Below are 10,968 nucleotides of genomic sequence, written 5' to 3'. Positions count from 1 at the left end.
GGCCGAGCCGTGAGCGCGCCCGCGCAGGTCGTCCACTCGCCCGCCGGAACGCCCGCAATCGGCGACCGCGTCGGGGCCGTCCCGCGCCGCATCTACGAGCAGGAGGGCGTCGTCAGATACGGGTTCAAGGTCGTCCCGATCGCGGCACGACGGTAGGTTAGGACACCGCCGGAGTTGTCGGGGTCGGCCCGGTCCTAACGAGGGCAAACGATTATGATGGTTCCCGAACCCCTTTCGGTGATGCAAGTGAGTGTACTCGGTGCGGGAACCATGGGCCACGGCATCGCGCAGGTGGCCGCGATGGCCGGTCACGAGGTGACGATGCGTGACATCGAAGCGGCGTACGTCGAAGACGGACTGGACGCCATCGAGTCGAACCTCCGGGGCGGCGTCGACCGCGACAAGGTGACGCCCGACGAGATGGCGGCGACGCTCGACCGGCTCTCGGGGACGACCTCGCTGGAGGCGGCGGTCGCCGACGCCGACCTCGTCGTCGAGGCGGTTCCCGAGGACATGGAACTCAAGCGCGAGACGGTCGCGGAGGTCGAATCCCTCGTCGACGATGACGCCGTCATCGCGTCGAACACGTCGTCGCTCTCCGTGACCGAGATACTGAGCGCCCTCGAACGTCCCGAGCGCGGCCTCGGTCTCCACTTCTTCAACCCGGTCCACATCATGGGTCTCGTGGAAGTCGTCGTCGCGGAACAGACCAGCGAGTCGACGCTGGTGTTCGCCACAGAGTTCGTCGAGGGCATCGATAAGACGGCCGTCGAGGTCGGTGACTCGCCCGGCTTCGCCTCCTCGCGGCTCGGCGTCGCCCTCGGCGTCGAGGCCATGCGCATGGTGCAGGAGGGCGTCGCGTCGCCCGCGGACATCGACACCGCGATGGAACTCGGCTACAACCACCCGATGGGACCCGTCGAACTCGGCGACGTGGTCGGCCTCGACGTTCGACTCGACATCCTCGAGTACCTGCGCGAGGAACTCGGCGAGCGCTTCCGCCCGCCGCAGATTCTCAAGCGAAAGGTCCGCGCCGGCAAGCTCGGCAAGAAGACCGGCGAGGGCTTCTACGTCTGGGAAGACGGCGAAATCGTCGGCGCGAGCGAGGACGTGATGGACCGATGAGCGGTGACGACCCGAGCGCCGACAGCCCGAACACCGACGACCGAGAGGTGGGCGGCCCCCGAGCCGACGGCGGAACGCCGACCATCGAGTCGGTCGACGCCGAGTGCCAGACGGTCGACGCCGTCGTCGGTGACCGTGTCGAAGGCGTCGTCACCGTGACGCTGAACCGCCCCGACGCGCGGAACGCGCTCAACGCGACGCTCCGGGCAGAACTCAAGCGCGTCCTCGACGCCATCGAAGAGAGCAGCGCCCGCGTCGTCGTCCTCACCGGCTCCGACGAGGCGAAGGCGTTCGTCGCCGGCGCGGACGTAACGGAGCTCCGCGAGCGCGATATGCTCGAACAGCGCGAGGCGAGCAAGCGACCGCGAGTGTACGAGCGCGTCGACGACCTCCGACAGCCGGTCATCGCCCGCGTGAACGGCCACGCTCTCGGCGGCGGCTGCGAACTGATGCAGGCCTGCGACGTGCGCATCGCCCACGAGCGGGCGAAACTCGGCCAACCCGAAATCAACCTCGGCATCATGCCCGGCGGGGGCGGCACCCAGCGACTCGCGCGTCTCGTCGGCGAGGGACACGCCATGCGGCTCATCCTGACGGGCGAGCTCATCTCCGCCGAGGAGGCCGCGGACATCGGCCTCGTAGAGGAGGTCCACGGCGATGATACCTTCGACGACCGGGTGTACGAACTCGCCGAGCAGATGGCGACGAAGAGCCCCGTGGCCCTGGAGTTCGCCAAGAAGGCCGTCAAGGCCGCGTCGCGGACGGACCTCGAACAGGGCATCGAGTACGAGGCGGAACTGTTCGCCCAACTGTTCGGCTCGCCAGACAAGAACGAGGGTATCGACGCGTTCTTCGAGGACCGCGAACCCGAATGGCACGAGCGCGAGCGATAGACCCCTCGGCCGTGCCGTTCGAACTGCTCGAACGGCTTCGGAACCGCCGCGATCGTCGGGCGAGAACTCGCAGCGCAGGCACGAGCGCTAGTTTCACGACGCGAACACGTCTTCGGGAGCGACCCGCCCGCGATCGAGGCCAAATTGGGGGCGCAGCGGTGGTGGACCGAGCGTTCCGTCCTTTCGAACGCGAGTCAGTAATCGAGTTACGCCGTCGTATCGGCAGTCGCTATCGAGGCCGTCTCAAGCACGAACCGAACACCGAGTCTCGAATTACGGATAAACGATGGTTTCGGGAAAACGAGGCCCAACGACGACGTGTCCGGTCCACCGGACAGCAGACGGATGGTTCGTCTCCCACGCCACAGTCCGTGACAGGTTTAATTTTGTAATTACTCGCGTTCCCATCGCGTCAATCTACAATAATATAATAAGCATATAACACAATATGTTCGAGTAGTTCGAACAAAAATCACCGGAATTGAATCGTCGTCTCAGCACCTCGAAAGCGCGAGTCTCGGACTTCGTACGAGAGAGCGTCCGCTGAGTAAGTTCGAATGATTCGAACGAACGTTCCGCATACTCGGTGCACCGGCGGGACGAGACACCGGGTCAAGAGAAGTTGAGGTTGATTTCGACCTCATTGGCCGCGCCGAGGAGGAGGTCGGCGAGGTCGCCGGTCAGTCGGTCACCTCGAAGCCGGTTCGAGGGTCCCGAGATGCTTATCGCCCCGACGGGGTGGCCCTCGTTGTCGGTGACGGCGACGCCGACGGCGTGGAGTTTCGGGACGATTTCCTCGCGATTGAGCGCGAACCCGCGCTCGCGAATCGTCGCCAGTTCCTCGAAGAGCGCGTCCGAGTCGGTTATCGTCTGCGGCGTCTTCGCCGGGAGGCCGTGTCGGTCGACGATGTGGCGGACGCGCTCGTCCGAGAACGCCGACAGGATGGCCTTGCCGGCGGCGAGCTGATGGAGGTACGAGCGCGTCCCCTCCCGGGCCGGCGTCCGCACCGAGTGCGCGCCGGCCGCGCCGTAGAGGTGGAACCCACGGCCCTGTTCTTCCGTGACACACCACACTTTCTCGCCGGTCTGCTCGGCGAGTTCGTCCAGTTTCGGCTTGGCCACCTCGTACAGCTGGTGCTGGTTGCGCGCGTAGATGCCGAAGTCGAGGAGCCGAAGGCCGACCCGGTAGCCGTCGTCGCCGGGGACGACGAACCCCTCGCGTTCGAGCGTCTTCAGATGCCGGTGGACCGTGCTCTTGGCCAACCCGAGCTCCGAGGCGAGCCCCGTCGGCCCCATCGGGCCCCCTGATTTGAGCTGTTCGAGGATACCGAGCGACGTGGCGGCCGTCGTCACCGGTCGGCGCTGTTCGTCGTCTGTCATCACCTATCTTCGGTGTTCGTTCGTGATAAATCTTGTTCGAACAGTTCGAACGGTAGTTCCACTCGTTCGAACGCCTCTAACGGCCGCTCGAACCGCGAGTCGGCGATAGAGCAAAGTAGCGTCCGATTGGATAGCAGACGTGTATGATTAAATTGGTAAATATGCTCGTCCGGGACGACGACTACACGCACGAGGAGTTCGTCGAGCGGTGGCGGGGGAGCCACGCGGACCTCGCGAGGGAGCTTCCGGGGCTCGTGAAGTACGCGACGAGCGTCCCGACCGACCCCGAGCGGTCCGAGTACGACGGTATCGTCGAACTCTACTTCGAGGACATGGCCGCCCTGAAGGCGGCGTTCGACTCCGAGGTCGGCCAGCGCGTGAACGCCGACGCAGCGTCGTTCGCCGACATGGAACGGGGGCCGACGCTCTACGTCGAGGAGACGGTCCACCTCGACAGGTCCTAAATCCATGAACACGAGCGAACGACTCGTCGAGAGCCTCGAACGGCTCGGCGTCGAGCGAATCTTCGGCTACCCCGGTGGCCGCGTCATCGAACTGTTCGACCTGCTGCCCGAGTCGGACATCGACCTCGTGCGCCCCCGCGACGAGCGCGAGGCGAGCGTCATGGCCGAGATGCACGGTCGGTTGACTGGTGAACCGGGTGTTCTCGCCGGGCAGGGGCCGTGGATAGGAAGCCTCGGCCTCATCGGACAGATGGAAGCGCGCCTTGCCTCGTCGCCGATGGTCGTCATCACCGAGGCCTCCGAGCGCGGGAACTACTCGACGCTCGCGCCCTACCAGCAGTCCCGCGGCGACTACGGCGGCCTCGAACTCCCGAAGATTCTCGACGCCGTGACGAAGGAACACTGGTTCCCGCGGACCCCGACCGAGACGGTCCGGAGCCTGCAACTCGCATTCAAACACGCCGTCGCCGGCCGGCCCGGTCCGACGGCGGTCGTCCTCGACGGCGACGCCGTCACCGAGGCGTTCCCCGACGAGTCCGTGCCACCGGTCTGGGACGACGAGACGCAGACCAGAACGTGGACCGCCGCGCCGACGGCGCGCGACGTCGCCGCCGCTGCCGAAGCGCTTGACGCGGCCGAGCGACCGGTCATCGTCTCGGGCAACGGCGTCCACGCGTCGGGCGCGTACGACGAACTGGCGGCGGTCGCCGAGGCCTACGAAGCCGCGGTCGTCACCTCCTACCTCGGGAAATCGACGTTCCCCGAGACGCACCGCCTCGCCGGCGGCGTCATCGGCTCGTTCGGTCACGAGGGCGCGAACCGACTCGTCAGCGAGGCCGACGCGCTCCTCGTCGTCGGCTGTCGCATGAACCCGATGGACACCAACTGGCAGGCCCCCGACTTCATCCGCCCCGACGAGCAGACGATTATCCACGCCGATATCGACCCGCGGAACGCCGGCTGGGTCTACCCCGCCGACGTGGGACTCATCGGCGACGCGTCCGAATCGCTGCGCGAACTCGCGGCCGCCGCCGGCACTGGCAACGACTGGGCCGAGGACCGAGCGCGGGAGGCCCGCGAGTCGTTCCACGCGCCCGAATGCGAGTCGGACGCCGCGCCAATCCTCCCCCAGCGGGCCGTCAAGGAAATCGAGCGCGTCGTCGACGAGGACACCATCGTCACCGCCGACTCCGGCAACAACCGCTTTTGGTTGCTCAACTACCTGCAGGTGCCCGCCGTGCAGACGTACTACGGTTCCGGCGGCGTCGGCGGCATGGGTTGGGCGACGCCCGCCGCGGTGTCGGCCGCGCTGGCAACCGACAAGCACGTCGTCGGCGTCGCGGGCGACGGCGGCTTCGCCATGACGATGACGAGCGTCGAGACGGCGGTCGAACACGGTGTCGCGCCGACGTTCGTCGTCCTCAACGACACCAGCCTCGGGATGGTCAGACAGATGCAGCACGCGCCCGACGACATCGCGGGCGTCGAGTTCCACGACACGGACTTCGCGCGGGTCGCTGAGGCGTTCGGCGCGACGGGCGTCCGTGTCGAGACGCCGGGGGAACTCGGCGACGCGCTCGCCGATGCGAAGACGCACAGCCTCCCGACGGTCATCGACGCCCGCATCGACCGCAGTCAGGACATGGCCGCGACGCTCCAGTCGTCGTTCTACGCGTCGGTCGGCGGACTTCACGAGTAGCACGCGGTGACGAGTCGGCCGTCGACGACCCTCTCGGGGTCCGCTCCCCGGGAAACACTTTTCTCGCGCGCAGGTAGAGCTACGATAGCATGTCATCATCGACCGTGATGGTTACGGGTGGGACCGGGTTCATCGGCTCGTACGTCGCGTCGGACCTCGTCGCGACCGGCCACGACGTGGTCGCCTACGACCGCTCGACCGACCCGCGCATCCTCGACAGACTCGGCGTCGCGGACGACGTGACGATACGCCGTGGCGACGTGACCGACCCGACCGACGTGTTCCGCGCGGTGCGAGAGACCGGCGCGACGCACATCGTCCACCTCGCGGCGCTCCTGACGACGACGGCGCGGGAGAACCCGCGGGCCGCGCTCGACGTGAACGTCCAGGGGACGAACAACGTCTTCGAGGCCGCGCGCGCCCTCCCCGAGCAGGTCGAGCGCGTCGCGTGGGCGTCGTCGGCGGCGGTGTACGCCCCGCCCGCGAACTACGGTGACGACTTTGTGACCGAGTCCGACCTCGTCTACCCCGACACGCTCTACGGGGCGACCAAGGAGTACAACGAGCATCAGGCCCGAGTGTACTACGAGGACTTCGGCGTCTCGCACGTCGCGCTCCGGCCGACGGTCGCCTACGGCCCGTACCGCAAGACCGGCGGGTCCGCGTTCCTCGCGAACATCGTCGAAAAACCGGCGCTCGGCGAGCCCTTCAGCGTCGACTACGGCGACCAGGTTATCGACTGGCAACACGTCCGCGACATCGCGCAGGCGTTCCGCAAGGCGACGTTCGCGCCCGAAGACGCCCTCACCCAACGCGTCTACAACGTCCGCGGGGAGTTGGCGACGGTTCGGGAGGCCGCGGAGACCGTGAAGCGCCTCCTCCCGGACGCCGACCTCACGGTCTCCGACGAGGGTGAACTCCCGTGGACCCAGGAACTCGACATGACCAAGGCGCAAGCCGACCTCGGCTACGACCCGGAGTACGACCTCGAATCCGGGTTCCGCGACTACCTTAACGTGCTTCGGAAGGAAAACGGACTGGAGCCGGTCTGAACCGAGACCCGACGGGCCAAGGTCCGACCGGCCGAAACGCCGCCGCGGAGCCGGTCACGGCCGCCGAGCGTCGTCGGCACCCTCGGTCTCGGGACCGTCAAGCAGGTCGCGGATATCGTCGGGCGACAGCAGGTCGACGAGGCTCTCGCCCGAGTCGTAGCGCTCGCGCTCGTCGGGCGTGAGATACTCCGCGAGGTCGCGTTCTGTGAGCAGTTCCTCGAGTCTGTCGTCGAGGTCGTCCGGGTCGTAACCGGGAATGACCATACCACCGAATTGTCGCGAGCGCCCTTATAACACGGCACTCGTCGCGTTTCCGACGAGTGCGGAGGGCGAGCCGCCCGCTCACTCCACGACGACGCCGTCGTCCTTCGCGTTCGGCGCGCCGACGACGAACACCTCGCCCGCCTCGACGCAGCGCAGTTGCCGAACCTCGTCGGGCGAGACGACCACGAAGTCGCCCGGTTCGAGGTCGAGGGCGTCGGTCTCCTCGCCGTCGTCGCCGGCGAAGACGAGTTCGAACGCGCCGGAGAGGACGTGATACAGCTCTTCTTGTTCGCGCTGGTAGTGCATCGGTCCCGACCCGCCCGCGTCGAACGACCAGACCGACGGGCGCATCTTCCGCGGGCGAAGCTCGTAGCCGACGGCCTTGACCCGGGCGTCGGCGTTCTCCACGTCGTGCGGTTCGAGGTCGGCGAGGTTGACGCGCTCGTACATCGGCGCGAGCTACGAAGCGCGGGGTAATAGGTATGCTGACGAGTGTCGCGGCGGTTCGCGTCGGACTACTGGGTCTGGGAGTACCGTTCGACCCACTCCTGTAGGCTGATTCCCATCGCGGCCTGCGTGATGGCGTTCGAGGACGCCGAGTTCGCGCTCTTGACGAGTTCGGCTTCGAGCGTCCGGGTCGGAATCTCGCCGATGAAGTGGGGAATAGCGCGCTGGACCGCGAGCGGGCAGCCGACCTCGTGGGCGAGGGCGTAGCCCGAAAGCGAGTGCGGAATCTCCCCGCTGGCGTACTCGGGGTCGGGGTCGTCGAGCGCGTCGTTGTCCACGAAGTCGACGTACTCGTAGCACTTGCCCACGTCGTGGAGGAGACAGGCCGCGCGAACCACGTCGAACTCCGGGTCCGCGCCGTGGAAGTCCCGCTGTTCCTCGGCGGCGCCGACGGCGATACGGGTCACGCCGCGGACGTGCTCGACGTTCGTCACCTCGTGGATGTTCCACGCGTAGGGGATGTCTTCGATGTCGCGCCAGCCGCCGCGGGCGAGACCGAGACACCACGCCTCTCTGACCCGGTCGCGGAGGCCGTCGTCCTCGATGTCGGCGAGTTCGGGGAAGGCGGCCTCGACCTGCGCGCGGTAGTCGCGCGACATCGCTCAGCGGTCCCCCGTCACGTCTTTCTGGACCGTCTCGCGGCCGACGAACCGCGGGCGGTCGTCGATGGAGAGGAAGTTATCCACATCTTCGCGGGGCGCTTTCGCCTTCGGGTGGTCGGGGTCGTAGTCGCGCGAGGATTCGTGACCGAGGCCCGCCCGGAGCGCATCGAGGCTCTCGAAGTAGAGTTCTGCAACGCCGTCGAACTCGGCGCGTTCGGGATCGGTCGGGACGACGCGGGCGTACCGGACCACGCCGGGAATCTCGCGTGCGAGGGGGACGTGGGTGTTCGCCCAGTGGTCGAGGAACTCGTCGTGGCTCATGCCGTCTTTGCGAACGAGAAACGCCGAGTGCTTGTAGAATCCCGTCGTGTCGCCGCCGGTCTCGTCTTTCTCGACGACCTCCTCGCCGATGATTCGAGGGCGTCGCTCGACGTCGAGGAAGTTGTCCACGTCGGCCCTCGCTTCTCTCGCCGTCCCCTTCGCCGGGTCGTAGTCGCGCGAGCCCTCGCTGCCGAGCGCGTCGTGGAGGACGCCGAGGTCGTCGAAGTAGAGTTCCGCGAGACCGTCGAACTCGGAGGCCTCAGCGTCGATGGGGAGGACCGTCTGGTAGCGGACGACGCCTTCGATGTCGCGGGCGATGGGCGTGTGGTTGTCCTGCCAGTACGTGACGAACTCGTCGTGACTCATCCCCGCCTTGCGGACAAGCAGGGCTACGTGCTTGTACATGCGTACACCTGCCGATCCACGTATGAGACAATAAATCATGAGGTATGTTCCCAACGCTCGTCTACAACAAATTAATGTGATAGTCACGAGTGGTGGACGTATGCCTTTCCACGAGCGGGGGTTCATGAGCGGGACCCGCGGGACGATGGCCGTCGACTGGGAACAGCGCATCGACGTAAAGCGGATGCGCGAGGTGCGGAAGGACCGCGCCCTCTCGCGGATGCGCGAGGCGGGCCTCGGGAGTATGCTCCTCATCGACGACCCGAACATCCGGTACGTGACCGGGTTGGCGATGACCGGCGGGTCGGGCGCGGACCACTACTCGCTGCTTCTGGAAGACGGCACGGTCGTCCACTGGGACACCGCCGACCACGCGAGCAACCAGCGGTACAACTGCCCGTGGCTGACCGACGTTCGCTACGCCTGTCCCGGACTGGGGAACGTCCCGCGGGCTTCCGGCCGCGACTCGGCCCGCTCGTTCCTCCTCGACAAGATGGCCCAGACCGTCGTCGACGCCCTCGACGAGTACGGCCTCGCGAACGAGGCGATGGGTATCGACACCGGCCACGCGGGGTTGCTCGACGCCTTCGAATCGAAGGGCATCGACGCCCGGCCGGCCGAGTGCGCGGCGGTGATGGAGGACGCCCGAAAGACCAAGACCGAAGACGAAATCGAGTGTCTGCGGCAGGTCGCGGCCATCTGCGAGGCGGGCTTTCAGGCCATCGTCGAGAACGCGAAACCGGGCGCGCGGGAGTCGGAGGTGTGGGGCGACGCCGTCCGCGAACTCTGGCGACACGGCGCGATGGCGCAGGGCGGGTACCTCACGTCGGGACCGAACACGTGGCCGAAGCATCAGGCGAACACCACGGACCGACTGATTCGCCCCGGCGACCTCGTCTACGCCGACTTCTACAACGTCGGCTACCTCGGCTACCGGTCGTGTTACTACCGGACCTTCTCGATGGGCGAACCGACCGAGGAACAGCGCGACGCCTACGAGACGGCTCGCGACAACCTCTACGCTGTCCTCGACGAAATCGAGCCGGGGAAGACCACCGACGAGATCGCGGCGGCGTTCCCGGACATGGTGGGCGAACACGCCGAGTGGTACGGCGCGGACGAACACTGGCAGTTGACGACCAATCACTGGGCCCACGGCCTCGGCCTTCAACTGTACGAGGTACCGCTCATCTGGCGCGGCCTCTCGCCGGACCACCCCATCGAAATCGAGGCGGGAATGACGATGGCCGTCGAGACCCAAGAGCCTGCGGGGAGACAGGGCGTCCGCGTCGAGGAGATGGTCGTCGTCCGCGACGACGGCGTCGAACTGCTCAGCCAGTGGCCGGTCGAGGAGATAACGGCTATCGAGTACTGAACGCTGATATGAGTTCGTGAGATTTCTACAAATTTTACAAATTGTGGGATTTGTTTTCTAGTTCCCCTCACCCGCTCGTATTATATTCAGATAGTACCCCAAAGCACTCCAAAATCAGCGTTTCCGCAACATTAAACACCAGACCAGTCAGTTGTTTATAATATTATCTGGCTCTGTTGACCACACCAGAATCTAACAGAATACGGGTGACACAGCGAGGATACGTTCAGCATCACCAACGGACGTCAATCCAACCCGACGGACGCGTCCGCGTAGCATTGCAAACGACAGTTGGACGGAATCAGAATCGGCGTATGACGGAGATGGCGGCACTAACGGCGATGATACCACCAACAATTCCAACGGTGGCAAACAGGAAGAAGTGTTCGTTACCATCGGAAACGAAGTATCCAATATCAGCAAGTACAATCAGTGCGAGGGCATGAATCAACGTCTGGAGGTCTGTCTGGGTACGGATTGACTGGAGTTTTTCGGCCATTTCGGAGGGCATACTGAAAAAGAGGAGAGTACGTGTTTAGAAATTGTCCTTTTCACTTTTCATCTCGTCCTCTGGATGCTGCGCGCTCTATTCAGCATGGACTCGACAAACACTCAGCGACTGCAGGCGTCAACAGTGCCAGAATAACTAATTCTCGCGTGTAAAGGCGGTCAGAGACCGCCACAGCCACCTTCGTTTGCTACTCCGTCTTGCCGTCCTCGTGGTCCCGACGGGCCGCGTCGTCATCGCGGTCGTCGGGGTCGCCGTGGCCGCCGCCGCCCGGCGTCCGAACCGTGACGGTCGTGCCGGCGGGCACGTCGCGGGTCGTCTTCGACGGAACCGCCTCGCCGTCGACGAGGTTCTGTCCCGTCGCCCCGTCCTC

The 10,968-nt window shown here is 65.8% G+C and carries 12 protein-coding genes and 2 pseudogenes; 7 read left to right on the top strand and 7 right to left on the bottom strand.

The window, feature by feature from the left end:
* The 3 genes and pseudogenes from NKF06_RS17710 to NKF06_RS17700 all read left to right on the top strand — a co-directional run.
* Positions 1-156 (top strand): annotated as a pseudogene (locus tag NKF06_RS17710) (ACP synthase); the annotation flags it as partial.
* Positions 157-240: 84 nt separating this feature from the next.
* Positions 241-1,125: a 3-hydroxyacyl-CoA dehydrogenase family protein gene (locus NKF06_RS17705; RefSeq protein ID WP_058826238.1), complete on the top strand. Its 885-nt coding sequence runs from the start codon at positions 241-243 to the stop codon at positions 1,123-1,125.
* Positions 1,122-2,018: an enoyl-CoA hydratase-related protein gene (locus NKF06_RS17700; RefSeq protein WP_253246158.1), complete on the top strand. Its 897-nt coding sequence runs from the start codon at positions 1,122-1,124 to the stop codon at positions 2,016-2,018. Before NKF06_RS17705 ends, NKF06_RS17700 begins: the two co-directional genes overlap by 4 nt.
* 612 nt (positions 2,019-2,630) lie before the next feature.
* Here the strand turns inward: NKF06_RS17700 and NKF06_RS17695 are convergent.
* Positions 2,631-3,398: an IclR family transcriptional regulator gene (locus NKF06_RS17695; protein ID WP_058826237.1), complete on the bottom strand. Its 768-nt coding sequence runs from the start codon at positions 3,396-3,398 to the stop codon at positions 2,631-2,633.
* A 161-nt stretch (positions 3,399-3,559) separates the two neighbouring features.
* Between NKF06_RS17695 and NKF06_RS17690 the strand changes: the two genes are divergently transcribed.
* The 3 genes from NKF06_RS17690 (at position 3,560) to NKF06_RS17680 (ending at position 6,613) form a co-directional block, all read left to right on the top strand.
* The gene (locus tag NKF06_RS17690) at positions 3,560-3,862 is read left to right on the top strand and encodes an EthD family reductase (protein WP_253246161.1); all 303 of its coding nucleotides are present in this window, start codon (positions 3,560-3,562) and stop codon (positions 3,860-3,862) included.
* Between the two features lie 4 nt (positions 3,863-3,866).
* Positions 3,867-5,561 (top strand): thiamine pyrophosphate-binding protein, encoded by a 1,695-nt coding sequence (locus NKF06_RS17685; protein WP_253246157.1) that lies wholly within the window; start codon positions 3,867-3,869, stop codon positions 5,559-5,561.
* A 107-nt stretch (positions 5,562-5,668) separates the two neighbouring features.
* Complete coding sequence (locus NKF06_RS17680; RefSeq protein ID WP_082677650.1) at positions 5,669-6,613, top strand: NAD(P)-dependent oxidoreductase; 945 nt, start codon at positions 5,669-5,671, stop codon at positions 6,611-6,613.
* A 54-nt stretch (positions 6,614-6,667) separates the two neighbouring features.
* On the opposite strand, the gene NKF06_RS17675 is transcribed toward NKF06_RS17680, so the two are convergent.
* From NKF06_RS17675 to NKF06_RS17660, 4 genes are all read right to left on the bottom strand, one after another.
* Positions 6,668-6,877 carry a hypothetical protein gene (locus NKF06_RS17675; RefSeq protein WP_058826233.1) on the bottom strand — a complete coding sequence of 70 codons (210 nt, stop codon included), beginning with the start codon at positions 6,875-6,877 and terminating at the stop codon, positions 6,668-6,670.
* Positions 6,878-6,955: 78 nt separating this feature from the next.
* Positions 6,956-7,327, bottom strand: a complete 372-nt coding sequence (locus tag NKF06_RS17670; RefSeq protein ID WP_058826232.1) for a cupin domain-containing protein — start codon at positions 7,325-7,327, stop codon at positions 6,956-6,958.
* 65 nt (positions 7,328-7,392) lie between these two features.
* Complete coding sequence (locus NKF06_RS17665; protein WP_253246156.1) at positions 7,393-7,983, bottom strand: HD domain-containing protein; 591 nt, start codon at positions 7,981-7,983, stop codon at positions 7,393-7,395.
* A gap of 3 nt (positions 7,984-7,986) precedes the next feature.
* On the bottom strand, positions 7,987-8,712 hold the full coding sequence (locus tag NKF06_RS17660; protein ID WP_256477590.1) for an EthD family reductase: 726 nt from the start codon (positions 8,710-8,712) through the stop codon (positions 7,987-7,989).
* A 124-nt stretch (positions 8,713-8,836) separates the two neighbouring features.
* Between NKF06_RS17660 and NKF06_RS17655 the strand changes: the two genes are divergently transcribed.
* Positions 8,837-10,087 (top strand): M24 family metallopeptidase, encoded by a 1,251-nt coding sequence (locus tag NKF06_RS17655; protein ID WP_253246159.1) that lies wholly within the window; start codon positions 8,837-8,839, stop codon positions 10,085-10,087.
* A gap of 301 nt (positions 10,088-10,388) precedes the next feature.
* Here the strand turns inward: NKF06_RS17655 and NKF06_RS17650 are convergent, their stop codons facing one another.
* Both NKF06_RS17650 and NKF06_RS17645 read right to left on the bottom strand, forming a co-directional pair.
* Entirely contained in the window at positions 10,389-10,598 is a 210-nt protein-coding gene (locus NKF06_RS17650; RefSeq protein WP_253246155.1) for a hypothetical protein, read from the bottom strand.
* Between the two features lie 187 nt (positions 10,599-10,785).
* Positions 10,786-10,968, bottom strand: a pseudogene (locus tag NKF06_RS17645) (hydantoinase B/oxoprolinase family protein); the annotation flags it as partial.

Origin of the sequence: Haloferax sp. AB510, from assembly GCF_024136985.1 — an archaeon.
GTDB lineage: Archaea > Halobacteriota > Halobacteria > Halobacteriales > Haloferacaceae > Haloferax.
Note: the sequence above shows the minus strand (reverse complement) of the source record. Positions and strands in the feature narration are given on the sequence as shown.

What these genes read in the sequence shown, in the direction of transcription:
- NKF06_RS17705 (WP_058826238.1), top strand. Translation starts at nt 241, where the DNA reads ATGCAAGTGAGTGTACTCGGTGCGGGAACCATGGGCCACGGCATCGCG.
- NKF06_RS17695 (WP_058826237.1), bottom strand. Translation starts at nt 3,398, where the DNA reads ATGACAGACGACGAACAGCGCCGACCGGTGACGACGGCCGCCACGTCG.
- NKF06_RS17680 (WP_082677650.1), top strand. Translation starts at nt 5,669, where the DNA reads ATGGTTACGGGTGGGACCGGGTTCATCGGCTCGTACGTCGCGTCGGAC.
- NKF06_RS17660 (WP_256477590.1), bottom strand. Translation starts at nt 8,712, where the DNA reads ATGTACAAGCACGTAGCCCTGCTTGTCCGCAAGGCGGGGATGAGTCAC.
- NKF06_RS17655 (WP_253246159.1), top strand. Translation starts at nt 8,837, where the DNA reads ATGAGCGGGACCCGCGGGACGATGGCCGTCGACTGGGAACAGCGCATC.
- NKF06_RS17670 (WP_058826232.1), bottom strand. Translation starts at nt 7,327, where the DNA reads ATGTACGAGCGCGTCAACCTCGCCGACCTCGAACCGCACGACGTGGAG.
- NKF06_RS17675 (WP_058826233.1), bottom strand. Translation starts at nt 6,877, where the DNA reads ATGGTCATTCCCGGTTACGACCCGGACGACCTCGACGACAGACTCGAG.
- NKF06_RS17700 (WP_253246158.1), top strand. Translation starts at nt 1,122, where the DNA reads ATGAGCGGTGACGACCCGAGCGCCGACAGCCCGAACACCGACGACCGA.
- NKF06_RS17665 (WP_253246156.1), bottom strand. Translation starts at nt 7,983, where the DNA reads ATGTCGCGCGACTACCGCGCGCAGGTCGAGGCCGCCTTCCCCGAACTC.
- NKF06_RS17650 (WP_253246155.1), bottom strand. Translation starts at nt 10,598, where the DNA reads ATGCCCTCCGAAATGGCCGAAAAACTCCAGTCAATCCGTACCCAGACA.
- NKF06_RS17690 (WP_253246161.1), top strand. Translation starts at nt 3,560, where the DNA reads ATGCTCGTCCGGGACGACGACTACACGCACGAGGAGTTCGTCGAGCGG.
- NKF06_RS17685 (WP_253246157.1), top strand. Translation starts at nt 3,867, where the DNA reads ATGAACACGAGCGAACGACTCGTCGAGAGCCTCGAACGGCTCGGCGTC.